The sequence below is a fragment of the Alteromonas sp. ALT199 genome (genome assembly GCF_018619335.1).
Lineage (GTDB): Bacteria > Pseudomonadota > Gammaproteobacteria > Enterobacterales > Alteromonadaceae > Alteromonas.
Window position 1 is genome coordinate 21,267 of the sequence record NZ_JAHHDX010000101.1, and the last position, 23,844, is coordinate 45,110.

Consider the following 23,844-nt stretch of genomic DNA (forward strand, 5'->3'; position numbering starts at 1 on the left):
CAAAGACTGCGGGAAATATTTAAGAACCAAAAGACTAACTCCCCTCATGGGGAGTTAGTCTTTATTTTTGGAATTCACTGTAAACCTCTAATGAATTCCTAATTTAAGTGAAAAATGAAAAGGTGCTACCCGCGAACCCTTCGACATTTATTCTTTAAAAAGTCGGTTTCAACAGCCGTAACAACTAAAGATCGCTGCCCTGCGCATAAGTAGGCTTTAACTTCGCCCTCAAAACTACTGTCTATAGCGCTTGCGATTTTAGCTAAAGACCCGGCTACCGTGTTATCTAATTGAAATTGATGCTTGATTACAAAGTCTTGCTCCAGATTCCAAATCAACTGCATGCCTTCTGCCTGCGCATACTGTGAGATAGCTTCTCGAAGCGTGTTGCCTTCCTGAAAGGTTCGGTACTTGTGCTCGCCGGTCCAATTTTTTTCAACGGGCCGCGTTTGACTAGACATCTGCGATAATTTGCTATCGAGATTAGGATCTACACCGGCAATATCCAACACGAAATCGCCCTGCTCTTCTTTCAATGGGTCAGTTGAAGACATACGAAAATCGCGATAAAACTCGCTAAGCCCCTTTGATACGGACTTCTCTTCTTTTTGTGAAGCAGGCGTAGGAGATTGTTCGTGTGTCTGTAGCATATAAATAAGCACGCCTGCAGCGATTACAAGCACTACCGCAATACCAATTTGCTTTGCCCAAAATGATGAACTTGAATAACTCGTTTGTCCCATAACCTACCAATCTGTCGTCACGTAAAAACCAGATCTAAGCTTTTTCTTCCGGCTCAAATCTATACGAATTTTTATATTTTAGTCGAACCGGCTGAAATAAACCTATTATCCTATTTATCTATTTTTATCGAATCGCATTATTTCGACACAAAATAGGCATTGTGTTTAGCGTATAAGGTCTACTGTGGCTTTCTATAACTTTTCATTCTTAGCTGACTATTTCAGAAAACGGCTTACCTAAATATAGTCAGCGGTTTTTCTTTTACGGTTTCTCAGAATGCCACCTACAATGATTTATAAAGCGATTCTGGGTTACTTTCTGGGCGAGTTTTAAAGCGCTTGTGCATCCACAAGTAACTTTCTGGCTGTTCTTTCACTGCTGTATCAACATGCTGATTTAGCAGTGTTAAAGCCTCGGCATCTTCCATTTCACCAAGTTCAGAAAGTGGCGGGTATATTTTTATTTTATAGCCGCGTTTAGTGTATTGGGATGTTATGAGCATAGGCTCAGAATTTGTGCGTCTAATAAACATAAGTGTTGCTGTTGTTGTTGCAGTCTCTTTTACGCCGCCAAATGGCACAAAAATACTTTGTCGCGGGCCATAATCCTGATCAGGCAGATATAGGCACAACTCTTTATCATCAAGGGCAGCAATAAGTGCCTTAGCATTGCGCTTGTCAATCATGTACTTATTTGAACGGTTTCGCCCATGATATTGGAGGTAGTCAACTAATGGATTGTTGTGCTTTCTGTAAAACGCGATACTCGGATGATAAAAACCAATACCACGGCACGCGAATTCTAGGTTCATGTTGTGGAGTGCCATGCCGAAAACGCCTTTACCGTCTGCAAGAGCTGCTTCTACGTGCTCGGTACCCTCTATCTCGAACGCGCGCTTAACTCGCCAGTCGGGCCACCACCACCCCATAGCAGTTTCAAACAGCGCCATACCTGTTCTGCGGATGTTTTCTTTGTAAAGAGATTCTACTTCACGTTCTGACAAAGACGGGTTCCAAAGCTGTAGGTTGCGCTTTGCAACTTTCGCACGTTTAGGCACGATAAGTGCAATGAGTTTTCCTGCACCGCCTCCAATAGCGCGAATTACAGGCAAAGGTAACCAAGTAATAGCGTATAGAATAAAAACGCCCAACCAAACGGGCCAGAATTTAGGGCCAAGGAATGCCAATTTAAACTTAGGAGCTTTAATTGCCGCCGCCAATGTCTCTTTCCTATAAAATGAAGTGGGCGGCATTGTAGCAGAAGGTTTTTAGCGGGGCTAATTGGGCCAGTTAATCAACCAGATGGTTGCTATAGAAATTGCTTACGAAAGTAAGTGCAGGCGGCGCATTACAAATCTTCACGGTATTACCACCTGCAATGCTCAATTACTTAGTCACTTATTTTTCACCAAGTTTTGAAAAAAACATAAAAAATATGACCTAATACTCTTTAATATGACTTAGTACTCTTTATCAATTTGCTTTAGTTTTTTTTCAAAAGACTCGTATTGATCTTTTGAGTCATAGTCAAAGTGATACTGGTTATGAAAACCAAACTGAAGTTTCACGTTAACATCTTCAATGTAAAGCGTATATCCGTCGTGATCTGTAAACGCTGTTATACCGTTAAGCTTATACTGTTCGTTTTCTTTCGCACCGTGTTGGCGTATTTTATCGAAAACCTGAAGTAAAAACTTGCTGTCTAATTCGTTTTTCATTTTAAATCCGTTGTTGTGAATTTACTCATTTTTACACGACCAAACGGGTTTTGGATTTAAAAAAAGCCTATTGTTCTCTTTATCCTTGGTAACATCGAGTAATCAAGAACCTATACCCACTACATTCTCGTACTTGTAAAAGCGATAAATACTAAATAAATAGTGAGTCACAACTCATGAAGTTTTAGTCGCTTTAGAATCAGTCGCTCTAGAAATTGTAACGAAAGCCTAGGTTGACAATGTGTGCAGAAAAGTCATCCTTACCGCCAAAGTAAGTATATTCAATGCGAACCATCGACTGCAACCCTAGATAATAATCAAAACCTAATCCAGCTAGTCCCGCAATAATAGTGTCATCGTAAGCGCAAATAGTAGCTTCAGCGCCACAAGCAGAAGTTTCTAAGGAAGCATGTTCAACATCAATACTCGCAATACCTAACTTATAATAAAGCTCACCTTTTTGGCTACTTGCTTTGCCAAGCAATGCCAAATACGGGCCTTTAGATGAAATAGATTGCTCATCGTTATCCGCGTCAATAAGAGAGAGATACCCCCCTTCTACGTACCATTGACGATGAAATTGATATCCTAAAGCCGCAGAGTAGCTAACATCGGCATCGTTATCTGCTTCAGTATCTACATTTCCATACCCAATGTTTGCAACGGCGTATCCATTTGCAGAGGCCAGTCCGGAAAATATAATGCTCGCTAATACCATACTATTAAAAACAAACTTGGCGAGAGGTTGTGAAAGACTTCGCATTTTTTACTTCTCCTTGCTGAATAGCGCTAACTATAAAAGACAATGCGAGTAATTAAAACGAGCTTGAAGCGAATTAGCGAATGATTATCGCGACTGTCGCGAAATAACTGTTACGCCCCACAGCTTTGTATACTTTTTAACCATTAAATTTGAGTAATGTTAAACGATTGTTTAAGACTTACGTATTAATTAGGCTCCGATATGGAACATAAAGAACTGTAAAACAGCCACTTTTTACAAAATTTGATCTTTTTCAAATAAGGTGTAGTATTAACCAAAACAACTGGTCAGATGAGCGGATGAGTTATTATGAGTATCAGAACTAGCTTAAAGAAAGTATTACCTCCAATTTCAATTACAGAACAAGAAGCCCTAGATGCGGGTGATGTATGGATTGAATCTTCAATTTATCAGGGTAAGCCTGACATGCAGGCGCTTCGCGATATCCCTCAGGCAAAACTGAGCGCGGAAGAACAAGCATTCATGGACGGTCCAGTAACTGAGTTACTGAACATAGTCGATGACTTCGAACTTGGTAACGGTAAGCACATTCCACAGGAAATCCTAGATTTCCTAGGTAAAAACCGTTTCTTCTCTATGATCATTCCAAAGAAATTTGGTGGTCTTGAATTTAGCCCGTATGCAAACTCAACTATCGTTGCAACTATTGCGGCAAAAAGCGGAGCGATTGCGGTAACCGTAATGGTTCCGAACTCGCTAGGTCCAGGCGAGCTCCTTATGCACTACGGTACAACCGAGCAGCAAGATTACTGGTTACCTCGCTTATCAGACGGTCGCGATATTCCATGCTTTGCGCTAACTAGCCCAGAAGCTGGTTCTGACGCGGGCGCTATTCCAGATGCGGCTATAGTAACTAAAGGCGAATACAACGGTGAAGAAGTTCTCGGTTTACGTGTAAGCTGGGACAAGCGTTACATTACGCTTGCACCAATTGCGACAGTACTTGGTCTTGCATTTAAAGTATTCGATCCAGACCAACTTCTTGGCGACAAGCTTGAGTTAGGCATTACATGTGCCCTTCTACCTAAGTCACATCCAGGTGTTGAGCTTGGCAACCGTCACGACCCTATGGGCGTACGTTTTTACAACGGTACTACTCGTGGTCAAGACGTATTCATTCCTATGGATTTCATCATTGGTGGTCAAAAGAACATTGGTCGTGGCTGGCAGATGCTAGTTAGCTGCCTAGGTGCAGGCCGTGGTATTTCACTTCCAGCAATGGGTGTGGCTACAGCACAATCTGCATTTAAAGGCACAGTAGAGTATTCATTCGTACGTGAGCAGTTTGGTCTTCCAATTGGCCGCTTCGAAGGTATTCAAGAGAAAATGGCAGACATCGCTGGTAAGACGTTCTTACTTGAAGCGATGCGTGTGTTAACTACTGAAGGTCTTGGCTTAGGCGTGAAGCCATCAGTTGTAACGGCAATTGCTAAATACCACATGACCGAACTCGGTCGCGACGTAATGAACTCAGCTATGGATATCCAAGCGGGTAAAGCGATTCAGCGTGGCCCTCAAAATACATTGGCGGGCGGTTATGCTGCACTTCCTATCGCGATTACGGTAGAAGGCGCGAACATTCTTACTCGTAACCTGATGATCTTTGGTCAAGGTGCAATGCGTTGTCACCCTTACCTTAAAGATATGGTTGACCTAATCCACAGTAACGAAAGTTCAGCGGATACAGAGTTTAACAAGGTACTTCGTAAGACAGTTGGCTTCAGCGTTAAGAATGCGTTCCGCAGCTTAGGTAAAGGCTATCTTCCTTTCCTACGTGAGAGCGAATCTGCATTGCCAGAAGTTCGTAAGTATGAGAAGCGTGTAAATAGCATCTCTGCAAAACTAGCACCACTTGCTGACTTGTCGCTTGCGGTACTAGGCGGTGACCTTAAGAAAGCAGAGCTTCTATCAGCACGTCTAGGTGACGTAATGAGCTATCTATACGGTGCAATGGCAGCGATTCGTTTCTACGAGCAACGTATTGAAGACAGAAAGCTTGCACTTCCGTACTTTGAATACGCTATGCAATGGTCTTTGCAACAAGCTGATCAGGCAATTGTTAACTTCATCAACAATTTCCCGAACACAGCAACACGCGGCTTAATGCGTCTTCTTACTAACACTTACACCAACAGTGTAGCGGGTATTAGCGACGACTTAGTACGTGAGCTATCAATTGCGTCTATGCAAGATAATAGCGTGAAAGACCAGCTTACCCACTTAGTTCGTGTAAGCCCAGGTGATGGTAACGACATTAACGAGCAAGCGTTTAAAGCGAAGCATGCAGTAGCGCATCTTCTAGGTAAAGTGCAAAAAGCACTTCGCAAAGAGCCTGTTGTTCCGTTTATCTCTTTTGAGCATGCGCTTAACAAACTACAGGAAAAAGGCGTTGTAACAGCTGATGAAGCCGCTAAGCTTCATGATTACAATGAAAAACGCAAGCTAGCAGTTCGTGTAGACGAATACACGTTCGATATGGAACTTGTTCCAGCGTCACAAACGCTTAAAGCAATTGATGGCGGTCAAAACGCTGCGTAATATGCAATAATGCAATATTGTTGATACGAAGCCCTGTCACCTTCGGTGACAGGGCTTTTTTATTTATCCAAAACTTCACGCCAAACATCACCTCGCTTTTCATTGTTTAATTCGTGCTCTATCCTTTCAGTAACCCTACCTTTTTAAGCAAGGATTTATGCAGTGAACACGACGCTATTTTCAATGAATAAAAGCGTTTCATTTTTCTTTTTCCTTTTAACATTATCGTTAGTGTTATTGACAAATGTTAATGCTCAGGATGTTGAGCAAAGATTTGTTGTTGGTGAGTTAAACCACCCTCGCGTTAAGAATTTTTACAAACCTCTTGTCGAACGCGCCTACAGCGATATTGGAATAGACGTAACATTTGAAAGAGTCGGCGGTGAACGAGGGCTTAGGCTTTTGAATCAAGGGATGACAGATGCAGACATAATTCGCTATGAAGTAGCCTCTCAACCTAACAATAATATTGTTATTGTTCCCCCTGCACTTTCCCGTGGCGCGTCATTTTTACTATGCATTAGAGGAGTTCAGTGCGATAAAAATATTATAGAAGACCCAGAAAAAGCAATAGCCGTTACCACGCGCTTCTTCTTTAATATGCAGATAAGTCCCGATAAACTAAATGCCAACATCTTTGAGTTTGATGACTTTAATCACGTTATCAATCTATTGTTAAATGGCCGATTTGATTACGCTATTTTACCGAGTGACTATTCAGAAAAAGCTATTTTTGAGCAGTCAGGGATAGAGTACGTTCCACTTGTAGAGCATAAATTAGTTCACGTTATCCATAAAAAACATGCTTATTTGATAGACCGTCTTTCCGCCGCCATAGCCAAGCAACTCGAACAAGGAGAAAGTGGCAGCAATCAGCACAAATAAAAACGCCCACAGTATTGTAGGCGTTAAAAGGTTCTAATTCTTAGCGCCCTATGCTTAACGGGTCTTTAAGCATATTGGGCGCTTTGTATTTTTAGCTTTAATCGAACATATACTTAAGTGAAAGTACGGTAGTACGACCATTCAAAGGACGAGCTCGTACGTAACTTCCCACCTCAGCAGAGCCTTCTTCAGATTCTGTAATGATAAACTCATCAGTTGCATTGTTCACATTTAGTGATACAGAGAACTGATCGTTTACCCAATAAGTAGCAAACAGGTTTACTAGATTGTAACCTTCTTGCTTAAGGTCGTTGTTATCTTGAACATAGTATTCAGTAGAACCTTGCAATGAAGCGCCCACTGACCAGTAATCTGTAACGTACTCAGGCGTAATCGTCCAAATCCAGTCTGCTTGACGGCGTGGCGTGTTACCCACTAGTGCAGAGTTATTAACGTCGTCACTAATTTCTGCGTCTGTCCACGTTAAGTTACCTGACACCACAAAGTTGTCAGTCGCATTCCAGCGCCCTTCTAATTCAAGACCTGTTGCTTCGTACTCACGCATGAAAGTCAAACCACTTGTCACTTCTGCTTGTGTATCTTCAGTAACAGTATCGAACAAGGTAGCGTTAACCATGAGGTCTTTCGTGCCGTACTTATAGCCAATCTCGAACTGTTTGGTAGTATCGTAACCTGAAGTCGTGCTTGTTAGGCTACCATCTGCGTTTAATGTACCGCCTATCTGAAGTAAACGGTCAGCAATCGCACGGCCACCTTTAGAGTAACGAGCGAAGAAAGTTTGGCTATCGCTCAGTAAATATGAACCACCAATTGAGTAAGATGTGTTATTCGCACTGTAATTTACGATTTGAGAAGCCGCACCGGCGCGGTTTAAGTTGATAACACCACCACTAATAAAGCCGCTATTAGTCGCAGACGCGTCTTCAATTTGCTCAATGACACCATTGCCGTTTAGGTCGAAATCTGCGTTACCACCACAGCAAGAATTAATAAGTTCACCAGAAGCTTCCGTGGTATCGTGACGTACTGAGGCATCGATAAGAATGTTGTCTGACAGTTCGAAACCAACGTTCATATAAGGCGCTTTGGTCACGTAATTAAGGTCCCATTCCCAAGAAAGGAAACTTGCCGAAAGTAAACCATCAGATACTAGCTCAACGCCGTCAGCATCAGTGATAGTGAGCAATTGAGAGTTGTCACCATCGAGTGTTTGAATAAACGTCTGCCAGCTAGACCAGCTTGTGGCGATATCTTGATTTGAGTAGTAGTAACCTACTGTCAGGTCGATACCGTTATCAAATTCTTTACGCAAGCTAAAATCGTTGATCATGTTGCCAAGATCATTAATGCGTGTGTCGAACTGAAGGTTAGTGAACGCTTGTCCAGTATACACTTCGCCTGCGCCAGGACCGTTTGCAAGCACAACGCTTGTGCTGTCGCAGTTCAGTGCATTACCGTCGCCGTCGGTAGCGCCAGCACACAGTGCAGAAGCGAAATTCGAAACATCCCCAGGGCCCGCCGGGAAACCATCAGTGAATGGCGCGATGAAACCGCCCGAGATATCAGAAATACGGAACTTGTTTAGTAAGAACAAATTCTCAGCTACTTCCAAATCAACCTCCACACCGAATGAATTTACTTTTGATTCGATCCCGTCACGAACGTCACGGTTTTCCGGGTTACCGAAGCTGTCAAAAGTAGAAATGTTAGTATTGTAAGCTGAGTTTAATGCTTGTGAGCTAGCGTCGTAACCTGGCACAGGACCGTACTCGCCATCACCTTTTACGAGTACTGGCGAAGGAAGATAAGTTGAAACTTTATCGTTTAAGTTTTTGTAGTAGAAGCGGATGTGGCCATTATCTAGCATCTTAGTGATGTTAAATTTGACTTGACCACCTTGGTCACCGTTGTAACCTGTTTCACGAGGGCCTTCTCCACCGCGAGCGAAACCTGCAATATGATAGTAAAGATCATCAGTGATTTCGCCACCGTAGCGAAAATCTAAACGAAATTCTTCATAGTCAACACCAAATGAAGTTCCGATAGCCCCACCACCTACTTCACCTGTATTACTTATCATGTTAATTACACCACCAGGCGAGTTACTTGCAAATGTTGATGCTGAACCACCACGCACAGCTTCAACGTTCGCTACTGACCAGTCATAGCGTAAAAAATTGTCTGCATTACCGAAGTTGATATCGCCGTATTCTAGTACTGGAAGACCATCTTCATGTAGTTGCAAAAACTTAGAGCCACCTGTCGCAAGTGGAATACCCCGAATAGTAATGTTTGCGTTACCACCACCACCTGAAGATTCTGCGCGAATACCAGGAAGAGCTCGGAATACTTCAGCAGTTGAACGAGGCGCAAGTTTAAGAATGTCTTCTTCGTCAAACGCGCTTACAGAAACACTTGCTTCCTGCATCGTAGCGCCACCCGGCGCTGCAGTAACAACGATTTGTTCAAACTTTTCTTTTGACTTCGCATCCGTGTCAGTTGTCGCTAACTCTTGTGCGATTACAGATCCAGAAAACGCCGTACAAATAGCGAGAGATAGTGCATTGAGTGTGTGATGTTTTTTCATAATTTCTCCGGCAATGTGTGGAGTTGTTAAATCCTACATAGACTCTTCCCCTTTAATTAAGGGTAGTGGTAATGCAAGTAACTTAATCGATTAAGAATCTATAACAAAAAAACAAACTTGTAAACAACCTGTGAAATATTTTCACTTAAATAAAAAATATCCGACCTAAAAGTATTAATAATTTCACAATTTAATATAGCGACCATTATCCAAATGATAGTTCAGCAATATAAGAACAGTAACATTCACTTAAAATAAAATACCAAGCAGGAAAGCGCGATTGTTAATGAAAAGCATCGCTATTAGTCGGTACACGATAGAAATTTGGACTTTGGTCCGATTCACTCTACAAGAGAAAAAACGTACTATATTTAAACTTCAACGAGTATTTACGCTCATTAATGTAGAATAAGTACCGATGTCTAAGAGGCATTGTCTGTGCAATAAACAATCCTTATGTACACCATAAGTACCAGCTAAAGGTTTTAATAGGTTGAGTAAGCAGCAAAACGTTATCTCGAAAATAGAAATAGAAAGAGACACCACAGACATGCTCATTGGTAACAGTTTTGTCGGCTTTCTAATGACAATTTTCGCCTTTTCTGGGCTTGTCTTTTTCTTCGAAAACGACGCTCCTTCCATCTTTACTCAAAAATTACAATTGTGGGGCGTCATGGTGAGTGTTTCTATTCTTCGCCTCTTTGATTCACTCTACTGGCGTGTAAAGTTAGCTGAGAAACCTTATAACCCTCGCCCCGCTCTAATACGATTTTCTGCAGGTCTATACAGCACGGGAGTGATATGGGCTTTGTACTCAGTCCTCTTTTACTCAACTATGACAACCATCGAAATGGCCGCTACCATGGTGGTACTTGCAGCAATGGCTGGCGGTGCAGGCACTGTGCTATCGCCAAGTAAGACGCTTGTAAGCTTTTACTCCACCGCATTGCTGGTCCCCATGTCGATATGTGCCATTGTTGATGAGGAAGAGAAGTTTTTCATCTTAGGCGTATTAGGGTTGATTTTTTGGTTTGGTATTTTCCTAAGCGCATTTCGATATCACAAATTTTTTATTAGCACACTACGTCTCAAGGCAAACAACAACAGTCTCGTAGAGCAAATGAAAATTGAACGCAGCGAAACAGAAAAAGTTAATAAATTGCTTATAGCATCAAACGAAAAACTTGATGCGTCTAACGCTAACCTCGAGGGCGAAGTAGAACGACGAACAGCGGATTTATACAAGCTTTCTAATAGAGACCCGTTAACCAATCTGCTCAACCGGAACGGTTTTTTAAAGCATTTAAACAACTTACTCGACACCACTCGCGCACTTGAAAATTCATTAGCGCTATTGTTTATCGATTTAGACGGATTCAAACAGGTTAACGATAGTTTAGGCCATAAAGTTGGAGATATAGTACTGGCAGAAATTGCCAATAGATTACAAAATTACACAGAAGAAAATCACTTAGGAAGATGGGGAGGTGATGAGTTCGTTGCAGTTATCCCCTACGCTAATGTCGATACAGCAAGAGCGGTAGCCCATGCTATGCGCAGCGGTGTTACCGTTCCTATAATTGCTAATGATAACCAAGTTACCCTTGATGCCACAATTGGCATTGCTATGTTTCCCGAACATGGAGAAACTGCCGTTGACCTGATTCAACAGGCAGATTTGACTATGTACGATCAAAAACGTCAGCAGCGTGGCTCTGTCGGTGTTTTCAGCGAAGTGCTTCACAATGAGGTAAAACGTGATCAACAACTTTGCGAACGGCTTCGCTGCGCAATCGACAACCGTGAATTGACCGTTTTTTATCAGCCAATTTTAGATGTGAATTCAAACACGCTCTCGTCGGTCGAGGCATTACTTAGGTGGAAATGCGACGATGAGCAAATCTCTCCAGACATATTTATTCCGCTAGCCGAGCGCAGTGGCCTTATGCCAGAAATAGGGGCATGGGTACTGAATCGTGCGTTAATAGATTTATCTCATTGGCAATTTAAGCAAGGCCTCGCAGTTTCTGTTAACGTCTCAGTTTCCCAACTCCTCAATGATAGTTTTCTAAAGACGTTAGACAATGCACTAAAAACTACACAAATCTCCTCAGAGCGGCTTCATTTAGAGATTACTGAAAGCCTTTTCGCAAGTGATAAGGGCGCGGTAAGAGTGAAAGTCAATGAACTCGTAGCCCGAGGCATTAAAGTTTCTATGATGATTTTGGTACAGGTTACTCATCGTTAAGTCGCCTACAATCGATGCCATGTGATTTTATTAAAATTGATCGATCTTTTGTACAGAATAGCTCTGAAGAGAGTGATACCATAATAAGAGCAACACTTTTAATGGCAAAAGAGTTTGGCTGCAAAACCATTGCGGAAGGGATTGAGACAGAGCAACAAAAATTTCATCTATCTCAACTTGGTACTAATTATCTGCAAGGTTTTTACTTCGCTAAACCCATGAATGCCCAAAACTTAATCTCTTGGTATAACGAAAATCACTAATCGCCATGGCTCAACTTTATTTTTATTACTCTGCTATGAATGCAGGGAAATCTACCTCTTTACTTCAGTCAGCTTATAATTACCGCGAACGCGGCATGCACTCAGTCATCTATACCGCAGCATTAGACGACAGATACGGAGTGGGAAAGGTAACATCTCGTATTGGATTACAAGCAGATGCAAAACTATATGCAAAAGGTGACGACTTGTTTGCATCAATATACCAAGACTGCGAAGTACGCAAACCTGACTGCGTATTTATAGACGAAGCACAATTTTTAACTAAGGCGCAAGTAAAGCAGCTAGTAAACGTTGTTGATGAACTTGGCGTGCCAGTTCTAGCTTATGGTCTAAGAACTGACTTTTTAGGTGAAACCTTTGAAGGCAGCCACTATTTACTGGCTTGGGCAGATAAACTATCCGAGTTAAAAACCGTTTGTCATTGCGGTAAAAAAGCAAGTTTTGTGGTGCGCTTAGATGAAAATGGCAATGCAGTGAAAAATGGTGACCAAGTTCAGATAGGCGGTAATGACACTTATGAATCAATGTGCCGTAAACATTTTAAAGCGCTGGTATGGGATTAGCCTACCAGACTTATAGCGCCAAGTTACGGCTTAACCACTTCATTTAATATAAAGCACACACTGTTATTAAAAGGTGAGGTTTAGTTTGAAGCGAGCTGTCTATGTCAGCTTGCTTTCTAACCATTCTGCGTTCACGTACCAAGGTTTTTATTTCTTCTACACCCCTATAAATTTATCACTTATTTTTAACAGTACGTCTAGTATCCGCATGAACTTCCACTCACAAACTTAAACAATTAAGTTCTGTATATGCTAATACTCAATCCCTAGCACTGTTATTTAATTATGGTAACAAAACCGAAATTTAACACCATTAGCAGGTGAAATAGAGAAGAATGCTATCACCCTTAAACCTGCGTTACTCATCATATAGGATATAACTCTGCTAAAGGCTGGCTTGTTAACTCCAATTTAATCAGACAATGTGCTAGCACTAAAGCTTGTTATAGGGTGAATAAGCTTGAAACAAAAGTAGTAATCGCAGGCTTTTCTGAGCTTTTTACGCATCACTATGAAGGTTCAAAAAAATTGAAAAACACGTGCGGCACCGTTCCCGTGTTTACCATCTAAGCCTGGGTAAAGTTTGTAATAGAAACCTACTTACGCTGTCTCCCCAACCCGCAACTCGAAAGGCAAAGTACTCTTAGAAGAGATCATATTCAGTAATGCTTTAGTTGCTTCAACACCTTTGCCGGCACTTGGCTGGCAGATTGTAGTTAGGCTAGGACGTGAGCGCTCGGCTTCTTCAATACCATCAAACCCTGTTATCTTGAGTTCTTCTGGAACCTTTATCCCCATATCTAACGCTAGGTGAAGTAGTTCTAACGCTATGATGTCACTCATACATAAAACCACATTTGGTCTTGGTGAGCTGGTCAGTAGTTCCCTGGCGGCCTGTCTGGCAAAATGTCTATCACTCTCAGGCAAGTGCCAAATACGCTCATTACTTATGGTAATATTCTGTTCTTCAGCCGCTTTTAAATATCCATCCAGACGGCGATGAGCAATTGAACTTTCAACGTCAATTAAAGCATTATCGTAAATACGGCATGTAGATGGCGAATCAATGAGCCGCAGCCCAAATATTGCCACATTGTCTCCTTCATTAAGCGCATGACAAGCAATATGGTACGCTGCCTTTTCGTTATCAATGTTTATTGAAGGTTTTTTGTCAATATCAAAGTCAACTGTAACAACCTGTTTAGGCGATACTGCCAACTCTTTTACCAAATTGTTATTGCGTGGTTGGCCATAGCAAATAAACCCATCTACAAAGTCTACAACATTTAAAATGCTGTCGGAATCACCCGCATATAACAGTAGATGTTTACCATTTTCCTGAAGCGCGGATGAAACCCCTTTGATAAAAGTACTCGCGACAGGATCGCTCACCATATAAGAAATACTGTCGGCGAGCACAAGGGCCACTATATTCGAGGTTCCCTTCCTTAAAATTTGTGCTGCTCTATTCGGACCGCTATAACCAATTTTTTTGCACTGCGCTAAAATTTCTTCGCGCTTAGCTTTTGATAACTGATCGGGCCTATTGAATGCATTTGAAATCGTTGCTGTCGAAACACCGAGCTGCTCTGCAACATCTTTAAGGGTAAGTTTGGTTTTATTCATTAATATTAGCTCTTCTAACGAGACTTACTACCCTGAATTAAAACAGAAAAGGGTAGCAAACGTGCGCTTTGACTACCCTTTGACTATAACACTAACTTAGACGTTTAACGCGGAAATTTAAGTGCAACGTTCAGCGACACGTTACAAAATAAATAGCCGTTTAAATTTCTAGAAGCGTGTACTTTTATCTTGTGCCAAAAATTTTATCCCCAGCATCGCCTAATCCAGGCAATATGTATCCTTTATCATTCAATTTATCATCGATGGCGGCTGTAAAAATATCCACATCAGGGTGAGCATCTACCACCGCTTTAATGCCTTCAGGGGCAGCTACAAGAAATAGCCCCATAATTTTGCGACAACCTTTTTCTTTGAGTAAATCAATAGTAGCGATCAAAGTTCCGCCGGTGGCAAGCATAGGGTCAACAATTAGAGCCGTTCGTTCATCTATATTTTTAACAACTTTATCAAAATAAGCGACAGGCTGGAGCGTATCTTCATCGCGGTAAAGGCCAACAACACTAATCTTTGCATTTGGAATAAGTTCTAATACACCTTCCAGCATACCCAAACCAGCACGAAGAATGGGCACGACCGTAATTTTTTTACCCTTAATTTGTCTTACTTCCACATCGTCGCCCGACCAACTTTTTATTGAGGCACGCTCTGTAGGTAGAGTTCGGGTTGCTTCATAGGTCAAGAGGTTTCCCACTTCCGAAGCAAGTTCGCGGAAATCTTTGCTGCTAATTTTGGCATATCTCATAAGACCTAATTTGTGCGCAATAAGAGGATGAGTAATTTCGTGAACGGCCATTTAAGACTCCTTGTAATCGACTTAGCTATATTTTAACCGAGAAGTACCTGAGTTAAAGCGATTAGTCGTATAAATCTGTTATTCAGTGCTTTAAATCACACACATAACTCTAGACAGCAAGTGTAAATGCTTTAACCTACATATAAGGCTACCGTCACCATGAGTATTTATTCATGGATTCGTTTGTTGACCCGTCTAATTAACGCTCGCTGTACATCAAAGTAATAGAGTATTAATAGGGTCACTTGAAAGGATGCTAGGAAGTACAGTTCTTTCATAAAAGCCTTTTCAACCTCGCTTTTCAAACCATGTTTATTTATTTCAAAAGGAATTGTTTATGCATTCTTACGCTAAACGTTTTCGTTATATCGCTTTAATCGCACTCAGTTTTTGCGCTTATAATGCTTTTGCTCAATGGGAGCAAATTACACCTGATAACGAAGTTACTGTATCAATACCCGGCGTCGGAGAAAAAACCGCCTACCCATCGTGTTCTCTTCCAGCTCTACCAGGGCCTGAAGGGTTAACCCCCAATCCATTCTCGTTTTATTTCGAACAAGGCGAAAGTGATAATCTGTTGATTTACTTCAATGGTGGAGGTGCTTGTTGGGATGATGCGACCTGCCTTGCTTCAGTGCAGCTAGAGTTTGACAACAACCCTATGTCACGTGCGGCATACAATCCTTCTGTTGTTGTAGAGAATACGCCGTTTGTATCAGGCGGTATATTTGAAGATACCGAAGAAAATCCATTCCAATCATGGTCAAAAGTGTTTATTCCATACTGTACTGGTGATTTACACATAGGCTCTAAAGAAACGCAATATGTTGATGAGCTTGGTATCGTCACTGGTGTACCGGGTGCTGAAGTCACTTTAAGTCATCGAGGCCATGACAACGCCTTGGTTGTTATGCAATGGATAAAAGAAAAACTGAACAACGATGATTTATCACCCCAAAAAGTATTACTAAGTGGTAGTAGTGCCGGGGGCTATGGCGCTACGTTTAACTTTCCTTACTTCCAGTCACTATTTGGTCGCACAAAAGTGGCACTTTTCGCTGATGCATCGCTTGGCGTCATATCCCGTGGCTTTACGCGAACAGTACTGAATTATCAGGGTCCTTGGGGGATTGAAGATACGCTGCCAAGAAACTTTCAGTCATTAATTGGCAACTTCAATCATCTTACCCTTAATAAGCAGGTGATGTTGCGATTAGCTTATCAATACCCTTGGAATCGTTTTGCCCAATACTCAACGGGTACCGATATTGTTCAAATTCAGTTCTCTAAAATCTCAGATCAGGTCGCAAGAGGTAACTTAGATCCAACAACATGGGGTGTAACAGAATCGGATTTAGGTTACATACTCGGCTGGCAGCTTCAAGCAAATGCGTCAGTTCATGCTCTTTCAGCATTCACATGGAACTATCAATTCTACCTTGGTGAAGGCACTTGCCACATGGTGCTAAACGACTTTTGTGAAGACAATGCCTTTCCAGTATCGTCACCTAGCCCATTTTACAATGAACAAAGTGCTCGAGGAATTTCATTTAATGAGTGGCTGTACACATTCGCTACATCGCGCCGATTTAGAGAAAACAGCGCTGCATACTATCAATAAAACACGAAGTGCGAACTTGTATTAAAAGTTGACCAAAAAAAGCATGGCAAGTCCAACCCAGTAGCGGTTGGATTAGCCATTTTTAGTATGAGTTCCTCCCTACTATCCTACTTGTAGGGTAGCGCCATCTGGCATTGTCACTTCAATTTTCATGTTTCCACCAACCGCAGCTAAATAAGCTGCAGCACGCTGAAGTGAAACATCCTGAATACGCTTCGATTCCAACTTGCTTACACCAGAGGCCGTTACTGATAACGCCATTGCTACAACTTCTTGCTTAACTCTATGCTGCTTTCTAATGTCACCTAGTGTGATTTCTTTCATTGTCTTTTACCGAGAATTTCGGGCATTAAAAAAGCCCAGATGGTGATACCTTCTGGGCTTTTGCAAAACGTTCTACCTGCAGTGCCCAGAAGCCAATATTTGCCCCTGAACACCGATGGTCAGGTGCAATCAGTAATTAAAATTATAAAAATAGCCAGTTGAAACGTTTTGCATGATAATTCTCTTTTTACAATGTGCTTGTACCAACGGCACTCTGCCGCGACTAAGCGAAATGTTGCGGCTTCAGTACTTTTCAAAAATACTGTAGCGGCCTTCTGTTACTTATCCTTAACCATACCATGTAGATAAGCAATAGCAATGACTTTCCAAAAAGGAAAGTGCCCAACACGGACTGGAACTAGTTTATTTAAGAAAGGGACGAGTTTAAGCAATTAACTTCAGAGCCAACTTCTGCACGCTTTAGCATCGCTAGAAAACGTGGTACTAAATCGCTCCCCTCTTGCGGAGACCAGCTCGCAAAACCTTTATCATCAGTCACTTCATAAGGACCTTGTTTAACTTCCATAAAAACTACTGGGCGATGGCACACCGTTGCATGCCAAGTATTGGGGGGGATTTCGATACCGCTGGTTGCTCCATTTGCCGTTAGCGTTACTTTATTTTTTACGAGGCCTTCATCGTCGAAAAATAAAATATCTAATTCGCCTTCTACCACCATGAAAAACTCCCATTTGTGAGGCTGTACGTGTTGATGGGGTCGTACGTAGGAGTCTGGCATCATTGCAATGAAAAGACGCTGAACCATATCAGCGTAAGATTTGTGAACGTTAAAATTAGCTCGTCGGCGAGCACTCTCTGCTGCTTTCTGTTTTAACTCACTAAACAATGCTTTATCAAAGTACTTGGTATTGTCCAACGTCACTTCCTTACTATCGCTTCGGTCATGACTTTAATCGTATCGCTACTCACTTTATTGGCGCAAGCGTTTATAACGAATTGTGGTAAGAGCGCGCCAAATTTGCGCCCAGATACAACCTTGGGCTTGCTGCCGCAACACCCGTTAATACGCCACCAGCGGTAAGGAATTCGGCTTTACTGTATGTACCGTATTCATTTGGTGTTAGTGGCAACACCATGGAAAATGTAGAGCCTCTGAAGCCAGCAGTACGTCAGCTACGCGATGCGGGTCGTAAATGATAGGTGCCAAAGCGTCGAAAGGATTTGCAATTAACTCTTCCGTTAGGCCGGTTAGTAAACCACTTAACGATTCATCAGGCTGCTTGGATGCAGTTTTTTTAAATTTATTTTTTATCTCTTGTTATTTCCACGCATTCTGCGGCTTTGCTCTTGACGCTTTTCTTCTCGTTTTTCTTTCCTGTCCTTTTTATCTGGCGTCAACGAACCGGTTTTGAATTTTGCTTTGCGCTTAGCTTTGGCTTCTGCTTTTTTGGCTGCTGCTAGCGCCATTTCTTCTTTTTCGACTTCTAGCATTTCTGGGGTTTCTAGCGTAATCCGCCCCAGTTTACCCGACTGCAGTTCTTTAAGCAGAATCTCGCATATCTTGTGAAGATTTACCCGTCCACCAGCTTGTATAGCCCCACGGGTTCTGGCGGCAGCCTCTAGAAATTCAATTTCAGTATCTGGTAGCTCATCTAATTTATAGCGCTCTTTCATGACCTCTGGGTAGGCTTTAATCAGGTAATCCGCCGCAAAAAAACCAACATCGTCATATTCCATCGCCGTATTTTTAACAGCGCCTGATGACGCTAATCGATAAATAGAATGGGGGTTTTCAAGTTTAGGCCACAGTACCCCAGGTGTATCAAACAATATAATACCGCTGCCCAAGTTAATGCGCTGCTGGCTTTTTGTTACAGCCGGTTCGTTGCCGGTTTTGGCAATTATTCGGTCGGCTAAAATATTAATTAGCGTTGACTTCCCTACGTTGGGAATACCCGTAATCATGGCTTTTATCGCTTTGGGTTGACCTTCCTTATACGAACAAATACTTTTAACAAGCTGCATAATTTGCTTGCTGTTACCCGGGTTGTCGCTAGACGTTGTAATGGTTTTAACGCCGCGTTCTTTTTCTAAGCTTTCTTGCCAGCGTGCGGTGATTTCTGGGTCTGCCAAGTCGAACTTGTTCAGGATCTTGATACAGGGCTTATCGCCGCGTATTTTTGCAATCTCAGGGTTTTCGCTTGAATACGGAATGCGCGCATCAAGCACCTCAATAAGAATGTCTACTTGATTAAGCGACTCTTTAATTTCTTTTAGGGCTTTGTGCATATGCCCAGGGAACCATTGTAATGCCATGGTTAATTCCTATCGTAATCGAGTTGAGGTGCGGTGCTTAACGGGTTAATTCATAAGCGCAAATGTTTACTGCACTGGCTAAATTTAGTGAATCAATTTTACCGCTTCCGACAATGGTATATGCCGTTGCGTCAAGCTGTGATAGAGCTTCAACAGGTACTCCACGGGCTTCGTTGCCAAAAAGGTAGCACTGATAATCTTTGAAAGTGTCCGAGGTAATTTCTTCGCCATCCATATCTAAGAAAGCGAAGCGTTCAAATCTTTCTCCTAAACTTTCAAGCGGCACATTTAATTCCATTTTAACGTGAAAAATAGCCCCCATGCTTGAACGCACGACCTTAGAATTATAGGGGTCTACACTATTTGGGCTTAACAAGAGTGTGAAGTCACCGAACCATGCTAGGGTTCTTAATATAGTGCCCAAATTACCGGGGTCTTGAACTTCATGAAGGTAAATATACTTTTCAGAAGTGGGGTTATTAGCTACTGTATTTGGTTGCAGCAACGCGATGTTTGAAAGTGGAACGCGAGCAATGATCCCTTGTGGGGATTTTGTATCACTTAATTGCTGCATTTGTTGAGAAGACACGATTTCAACTTGGACCTGAGCATTAGACGATAAAACATGCTCTTTAACCCATTGTTGATAATCTGCTGTGATGTAAAGCGTAGTATTGTTTACACTTTTAACACTTCCACTTTGATTGCTCGAACTTTTGTTATCTCTATGCGAAACTTTTAACAGTTCTAAAACTAAGTGCTCACCTTCTACCAAATAGAAGCCAAACTGAGTTCTGTACTTCTTTTGGTGAAGTTTTTTCACGTCACTTAATTTCATTTTTACTGCCCTTTTCGTTACTTTCGGCGCAAGTGTAAGGTATACAGCGCAAAACGCAAAGCAACAAGTCTGAATGCGCGTTACAGAGTAAGCAAAGTTTGGTGATCGGCGCTTAATGTTTAATGTTCTGAGCGAATAATGATCGGCTCTGGCATGTTTAAAATAGCTTTCCATTCTCCGAGCGAATCGCCCATCCCTTCGTTAACCCATATTCAAACTTCTACGCTTCATTGTGAGTAACTGGACACCTTATAAGTCAGTCGGTTTACCTGACACATACATAGGAATAACGTCTATATTAAGAGGCCCTATTTTCATTACCGCTTCTTCCATTATAAAGTTATCATCAACAGTATACTCAATCTTATGATTTTGAAATTCAGCCAGTAGTTGCAACAAACCATTTTTCTGGCCCTTTTTGCGTATAACTGTAGTTGCCGGCTGAGTTGGGTCCGGGTCAACGCTCCACGTGTTGTAGCTCAAAGAGTCTTTGTCTGAATTGGCTAACTTTTCCGTTTCAAGATAGACGCCGAAATTCGAAACAAATACACCATCATATGAAAGCTCTGACGTTACTGTCTGCCCGTGAATTTCTCCTTCTATTACCCATTTTCCTTCTGACTTAGAAACTCCCATGGATGAGGTTAATTCTTTGTCTTCCACAGTAAATTCAAAAGTATTAATTAGGGTGCCATCGGCATGACTCCATGACTTCACCTTGGAATCGGTAGGTGAAACTGTACTAGCGTCAACAGGCAGAATTATAGAAGTTGTTTCTACAATTTCTACATCACCATCTGCGTCTTTAGAGAACTTTTCAGACACAACACCTATTAGTTCGTCCTCCATTATCAATCCATTTATTGCTAAAAAGAAAGGATGCACTTTAGCCGTTTTATCTACCGCATTAACAAATGATGTGAATACGTCTTTGAACGTATCTCGATAGCCAATCTCATTGTGTAAGCAAACCTGCAAGCCATTCGCAGACTCCGCGGACATGCCCTTCATTAAACCGGAAACGCGCTCATCAGACTCACCTAAATTATAAAGAATGTCGTAACTGAATACGGGAACATTGCCTAAGGTTGAAATATCTAAGCTGAAGTTATATTGACTTTCTAATGCTTTGTTAGCGTTTGCAGAGACGTTATTTATTGAGTATTTCATCATGTTAACAAGAGAATTAGCTAAGCCGTCATAATCTTGAAAAGCCCAACATTCAACAGGAGTCTCAGAGCCGATATCTACCGTGAAGTACCAGTAATCGTCATCAGCCTGCGCCTCAGACCATGTTCCTAGGCCGGTAGCATTTATCGGAAATGCAGGTAGATATACTCGAGTTCGAGGTAAGCTCTTTGCCTCTTTTACTAATGAGGCATTGAACCACTCGGGCAGAAATTCACTCGTTAGATAATCTTTGGCAGTGGCTGGCACTACAACGAGTGACGCTGCTAACAAACAGGCTAGCGAAGAAGGTTTTATCATTTTTATCCCTTTTATTAATATGCTTTTGTTATCGCTTTAAAGTTCTATTTGCGGTTTACGCTTCAGCAACCACGTAAATTTCACCGTCATAAATACCTTGCACGGTAAGCTTCAGGCTTGCCAATGCCTGAAGATAGACAATATGCGCTGGCACCACCGCTGTGATCCGGCACATGCCACGAATCGTTAAATTCAACTACGTAGTCTTTGTATTCAGTCCAAAAGGGCGTTTCGTTTCTGTCATCAAAGTCATTGATAATATAGCCAAGCCTTTTACTGCCCCCCCTAAGCCATGCACGGAAAGTTCAGGACGAATGCGTTTAATGGCGTCTATAACTCTGGCGTTATTATCAATGACTCTATTGTCAACGCTTTCAATATTTAAGTTACTTGAGATCAACAGCAACTTCTATAACGAAAATTTTCAAGTAAGGGCGCATTAACCAACCAAGTAATGTAAAACGAACACTTAGCTCTAAGCCACAAAACTAAAAACAAAACTAAAAATAGTGTAACTCTGAATTTTTCTGGTGTCGTGTAACCTCGTGTTATGTGGCACTAGTAGTTCTCCTAAACGAATGTTAGACGAAGGGCAAAATCACAAAATGGAAACATCTCTCCTTCTTACCCAGCCTCCAAACTCTGATCGTTCAAAATCACCAGAACATACGAAAAACCTTCAAGAATTCTTACATTACGCGAAAAACGTGCTCCCTTCTATTGCATCAACGAAGAAAAACACTTGGCCAATTCGTCATGATCACTGCTTCATAAGAGTCATTTTGGACAATATTTGTAATTGTGCGTGGTATGACTCTATCCCTTCACCAGCCTATAAAAACCTAACCGATGAACAAGCCTGCGCCGCACTAAATCTTGCCAAGCAGATAGCGAATGAAAGTGTCTCACTTTACGCACTTAACCAACGCTCGAAGCAATGGCGAAAAAAGCAGCTAAAGTTGAAGTTTTAGCATGACAAACGTACATCCCCTATCAATGTTGTTTTATTGAAGACAGCCAGTGCCTAAAGCAAATAGTGAGACTAACGGATGCAGTAAAAAGCGAACAATGCGAAGCACGACGTAGGCAACGCCGATTTAGCAAGAAGCTTATTGCAGAACTTCCCTGAATTATCACCGATATTCATAGCACATATCCCGAAGATGAGGCGCAAAGCACTATCATAAAAGATATCAATTACCTACAATCACTGCTAGAAAGTTGCGCTCGAAAAAGTGTGAAGTACATTTATTCCTACCCAGAAAGTTATAGGACATACCATGGCGTTTAATTTAGCTATTAATAACGATATTGCAGTAATTACCTTTGACGACGGAAAAGTTAACGCCGTAGGCTTTGAGCTTATAGAGCAGTTCAACAACGCCCTAGATGAAGCAGAGCAAAATGCAAAAGCAGTAGTCTTTCACGGAGGTGAAGGCAAGTTTTGTGGTGGGTTCGATCTATCGGTAATGAAAGCCGACGACAAAGCCAAACAACACGAGCTGGTGTCAAAAGGCGCTAAACTAATCGTACGCCTTTATAGCTTTCCCTTACCAGTGATTGTTGCAGCAGAAGGCCACAGTATTGCCTTGGGCGCGATTATGCTTATGGCCGCTGATTTGCGTATTGGTAAAGATGCGGATACTAAATATGGTCTTAATGAAACCGCAATTGGTATGGTACTACCGCCTTTCGGTATGGAACTAGCCAAAGCCAGACTTGCTAATACAAGCCAAACTGAAGCCTTGCTCTTTTCCCGTATTTACCAAGGTGGCGAAGCGGTAAAAGCCGGTTTTTTAGATGCGGCAGTGCCTCAAGAGCAAGTATTAGCCACGGCTATGAGCTATGCTGAAAAATTGAAGATGTTGCCTAGGCAGTCTTTCGCTGAATCAAAACTTCAGCTACGCAAAGAGACATTAAAGAAAATGAACGCTTAGGTCTTCAAACCAAGTATAAAAAACACGATAACATTTTCAAAAGGCCCCCCCAATAGTTGAACAATCCAATTACTGGGGGTTGCACAGAAGCGCTTACCTTACTGGGCCAGAGCGACGCTCAATCTCTTGTTTAAGTCCATCTCTAAGACCTAACTCGAAGCTTAGTTCAGCAAGTACAAACAATGGCCCTATGGCCAACCCCATAATATCGTCCACAAACGCAGGCTTTTTACCCTCGAAGTGATGCCCTATAAATTGTAGCACCCACCCACCAATGAAAATGCCTAGCGAAACAGCAAGCCATGTGCCTACTCCAAACTGTGCAATGGGTTGAGCAAAATATACCATGACACCGGTGATGACAGTCATCACTACGCCAAGCTTCAGATCTAATTTAATATAAAACGCGTTACCAACAATCCAGACAAACAATGCAGGGCTAATTATCATAGCCCCAAAAACTGGTGCGTTGACAAGATACCCTGGCTTGCTCAGCAAACAGAATACCGAGAAAACGATAAGCGGAATTCCGATATAATGGGTATATA

20 protein-coding genes and 1 pseudogene are annotated in these 23,844 nt (G+C 41.9%); 7 read left to right on the forward strand and 14 right to left on the reverse strand.

The window, feature by feature from the left end:
- Positions 1-125: 125 nt before the first annotated feature.
- The 4 genes from KL866_RS11210 to KL866_RS11225 form a co-directional block, all read right to left on the reverse strand.
- The gene (locus KL866_RS11210) at positions 126-743 is read right to left on the reverse strand and encodes a TcpQ domain-containing protein (protein ID WP_025255996.1); all 618 of its coding nucleotides are present in this window, start codon (positions 741-743) and stop codon (positions 126-128) included.
- A gap of 284 nt (positions 744-1,027) precedes the next feature.
- Positions 1,028-1,963: an LpxL/LpxP family Kdo(2)-lipid IV(A) lauroyl/palmitoleoyl acyltransferase gene (lpxL, locus tag KL866_RS11215; protein WP_025255997.1), complete on the reverse strand. Its 936-nt coding sequence runs from the start codon at positions 1,961-1,963 to the stop codon at positions 1,028-1,030.
- Between the two features lie 240 nt (positions 1,964-2,203).
- Complete coding sequence (locus KL866_RS11220) at positions 2,204-2,461, reverse strand: DUF3081 domain-containing protein (RefSeq protein WP_025255998.1); 258 nt, start codon at positions 2,459-2,461, stop codon at positions 2,204-2,206.
- A gap of 208 nt (positions 2,462-2,669) precedes the next feature.
- Positions 2,670-3,224: an outer membrane beta-barrel protein gene (locus KL866_RS11225; protein ID WP_025255999.1), complete on the reverse strand. Its 555-nt coding sequence runs from the start codon at positions 3,222-3,224 to the stop codon at positions 2,670-2,672.
- Between the two features lie 309 nt (positions 3,225-3,533).
- Between KL866_RS11225 and KL866_RS11230 the strand changes: the two genes are divergently transcribed.
- Together KL866_RS11230 and KL866_RS11235 are read left to right on the forward strand one after the other, a co-directional pair.
- Positions 3,534-5,783 (forward strand): acyl-CoA dehydrogenase, encoded by a 2,250-nt coding sequence (locus tag KL866_RS11230; RefSeq protein WP_025256000.1) that lies wholly within the window; start codon positions 3,534-3,536, stop codon positions 5,781-5,783.
- A 162-nt stretch (positions 5,784-5,945) separates the two neighbouring features.
- Positions 5,946-6,668 (forward strand): hypothetical protein, encoded by a 723-nt coding sequence (locus KL866_RS11235; protein WP_025256001.1) that lies wholly within the window; start codon positions 5,946-5,948, stop codon positions 6,666-6,668.
- 97 nt (positions 6,669-6,765) lie between these two features.
- On the opposite strand, the gene KL866_RS11240 is transcribed toward KL866_RS11235, so the two are convergent.
- Positions 6,766-9,276, reverse strand: coding sequence for a TonB-dependent receptor (locus KL866_RS11240; protein WP_025256002.1), 2,511 nt, complete (start codon positions 9,274-9,276; stop codon positions 6,766-6,768).
- 1,120 nt (positions 9,277-10,396) lie between these two features.
- Between KL866_RS11240 and KL866_RS11245 the strand changes: the two are divergent.
- Together KL866_RS11245 and KL866_RS11250 are read left to right on the forward strand one after the other, a co-directional pair.
- A pseudogene (locus tag KL866_RS11245) lies at positions 10,397-11,787 on the forward strand (putative bifunctional diguanylate cyclase/phosphodiesterase).
- Between the two features lie 5 nt (positions 11,788-11,792).
- On the forward strand, positions 11,793-12,371 hold the full coding sequence (locus KL866_RS11250; protein ID WP_025256004.1) for a thymidine kinase: 579 nt from the start codon (positions 11,793-11,795) through the stop codon (positions 12,369-12,371).
- 600 nt (positions 12,372-12,971) lie between these two features.
- Here KL866_RS11250 and KL866_RS11255 read toward each other — a convergent pair.
- Together KL866_RS11255 and upp are read right to left on the reverse strand one after the other, a co-directional pair.
- Positions 12,972-13,997, reverse strand: coding sequence for a LacI family DNA-binding transcriptional regulator (locus KL866_RS11255; protein WP_214995100.1), 1,026 nt, complete (start codon positions 13,995-13,997; stop codon positions 12,972-12,974).
- 184 nt (positions 13,998-14,181) lie between these two features.
- Positions 14,182-14,811, reverse strand: coding sequence for a uracil phosphoribosyltransferase (gene upp / locus KL866_RS11260; RefSeq protein ID WP_025256006.1), 630 nt, complete (start codon positions 14,809-14,811; stop codon positions 14,182-14,184).
- A 337-nt stretch (positions 14,812-15,148) separates the two neighbouring features.
- Here upp and KL866_RS11265 point away from each other — a divergent pair, with 337 nt between their 5' ends.
- Positions 15,149-16,432, forward strand: a complete 1,284-nt coding sequence (locus KL866_RS11265; RefSeq protein ID WP_214995102.1) for a pectinacetylesterase family protein — start codon at positions 15,149-15,151, stop codon at positions 16,430-16,432.
- Between the two features lie 102 nt (positions 16,433-16,534).
- On the opposite strand, the gene KL866_RS11270 is transcribed toward KL866_RS11265, so the two are convergent.
- The 6 genes from KL866_RS11270 to KL866_RS11295 all read right to left on the reverse strand — a co-directional run bounded on the left by KL866_RS11270 (position 16,535) and on the right by KL866_RS11295 (position 21,359).
- On the reverse strand, positions 16,535-16,756 hold the full coding sequence (locus KL866_RS11270) for an XRE family transcriptional regulator (protein ID WP_014950268.1): 222 nt from the start codon (positions 16,754-16,756) through the stop codon (positions 16,535-16,537).
- 367 nt (positions 16,757-17,123) lie between these two features.
- Positions 17,124-17,633, reverse strand: a complete 510-nt coding sequence (locus KL866_RS11275; protein WP_214995104.1) for a WbuC family cupin fold metalloprotein — start codon at positions 17,631-17,633, stop codon at positions 17,124-17,126.
- 70 nt (positions 17,634-17,703) lie between these two features.
- Complete coding sequence (locus KL866_RS11280) at positions 17,704-17,853, reverse strand: hypothetical protein (RefSeq protein WP_155852441.1); 150 nt, start codon at positions 17,851-17,853, stop codon at positions 17,704-17,706.
- A gap of 172 nt (positions 17,854-18,025) precedes the next feature.
- Positions 18,026-19,033: a ribosome biogenesis GTPase YlqF gene (ylqF, locus tag KL866_RS11285; RefSeq protein ID WP_214995106.1), complete on the reverse strand. Its 1,008-nt coding sequence runs from the start codon at positions 19,031-19,033 to the stop codon at positions 18,026-18,028.
- A 37-nt stretch (positions 19,034-19,070) separates the two neighbouring features.
- Positions 19,071-19,871, reverse strand: coding sequence for an RNA methyltransferase (locus KL866_RS11290; protein WP_214995108.1), 801 nt, complete (start codon positions 19,869-19,871; stop codon positions 19,071-19,073).
- Between the two features lie 249 nt (positions 19,872-20,120).
- Positions 20,121-21,359, reverse strand: coding sequence for a hypothetical protein (locus KL866_RS11295; protein ID WP_214995110.1), 1,239 nt, complete (start codon positions 21,357-21,359; stop codon positions 20,121-20,123).
- 605 nt (positions 21,360-21,964) lie between these two features.
- On the opposite strand from KL866_RS11295, the gene KL866_RS11300 reads away from it, so the two are divergent.
- Both KL866_RS11300 and KL866_RS11305 read left to right on the forward strand, forming a co-directional pair.
- Positions 21,965-22,330 (forward strand): hypothetical protein, encoded by a 366-nt coding sequence (locus KL866_RS11300; protein WP_025256011.1) that lies wholly within the window; start codon positions 21,965-21,967, stop codon positions 22,328-22,330.
- 309 nt (positions 22,331-22,639) lie between these two features.
- Entirely contained in the window at positions 22,640-23,296 is a 657-nt protein-coding gene (locus KL866_RS11305) for a crotonase/enoyl-CoA hydratase family protein (protein WP_025256012.1), read from the forward strand.
- A gap of 93 nt (positions 23,297-23,389) precedes the next feature.
- Here KL866_RS11305 and KL866_RS11310 read toward each other — a convergent pair.
- Positions 23,390-23,844 (reverse strand): DUF962 domain-containing protein (locus KL866_RS11310; RefSeq protein WP_214995112.1); only part of this gene is annotated, 455 nt, incomplete at its 5' end.

Excerpts from the sequence above, each read along its gene's own strand:
- KL866_RS11225 (WP_025255999.1), bottom strand. The coding sequence starts at position 3,224 with ATGCGAAGTCTTTCACAACCTCTCGCCAAGTTTGTTTTTAATAGTATG.
- KL866_RS11305 (WP_025256012.1), top strand. The coding sequence starts at position 22,640 with ATGGCGTTTAATTTAGCTATTAATAACGATATTGCAGTAATTACCTTT.
- ylqF (WP_214995106.1), bottom strand. The coding sequence starts at position 19,033 with ATGGCATTACAATGGTTCCCTGGGCATATGCACAAAGCCCTAAAAGAA.
- upp (WP_025256006.1), bottom strand. The coding sequence starts at position 14,811 with ATGGCCGTTCACGAAATTACTCATCCTCTTATTGCGCACAAATTAGGT.
- KL866_RS11240 (WP_025256002.1), bottom strand. The coding sequence starts at position 9,276 with ATGAAAAAACATCACACACTCAATGCACTATCTCTCGCTATTTGTACG.
- KL866_RS11280 (WP_155852441.1), bottom strand. The coding sequence starts at position 17,853 with ATGGTGTTGCCACTAACACCAAATGAATACGGTACATACAGTAAAGCC.
- KL866_RS11270 (WP_014950268.1), bottom strand. The coding sequence starts at position 16,756 with ATGAAAGAAATCACACTAGGTGACATTAGAAAGCAGCATAGAGTTAAG.
- KL866_RS11250 (WP_025256004.1), top strand. The coding sequence starts at position 11,793 with ATGGCTCAACTTTATTTTTATTACTCTGCTATGAATGCAGGGAAATCT.
- KL866_RS11295 (WP_214995110.1), bottom strand. The coding sequence starts at position 21,359 with ATGATAAAACCTTCTTCGCTAGCCTGTTTGTTAGCAGCGTCACTCGTT.
- KL866_RS11210 (WP_025255996.1), bottom strand. The coding sequence starts at position 743 with ATGGGACAAACGAGTTATTCAAGTTCATCATTTTGGGCAAAGCAAATT.
- KL866_RS11290 (WP_214995108.1), bottom strand. The coding sequence starts at position 19,871 with ATGAAATTAAGTGACGTGAAAAAACTTCACCAAAAGAAGTACAGAACT.
- KL866_RS11265 (WP_214995102.1), top strand. The coding sequence starts at position 15,149 with ATGCATTCTTACGCTAAACGTTTTCGTTATATCGCTTTAATCGCACTC.
- KL866_RS11220 (WP_025255998.1), bottom strand. The coding sequence starts at position 2,461 with ATGAAAAACGAATTAGACAGCAAGTTTTTACTTCAGGTTTTCGATAAA.
- KL866_RS11255 (WP_214995100.1), bottom strand. The coding sequence starts at position 13,997 with ATGAATAAAACCAAACTTACCCTTAAAGATGTTGCAGAGCAGCTCGGT.
- KL866_RS11230 (WP_025256000.1), top strand. The coding sequence starts at position 3,534 with ATGAGTATCAGAACTAGCTTAAAGAAAGTATTACCTCCAATTTCAATT.
- KL866_RS11300 (WP_025256011.1), top strand. The coding sequence starts at position 21,965 with ATGGAAACATCTCTCCTTCTTACCCAGCCTCCAAACTCTGATCGTTCA.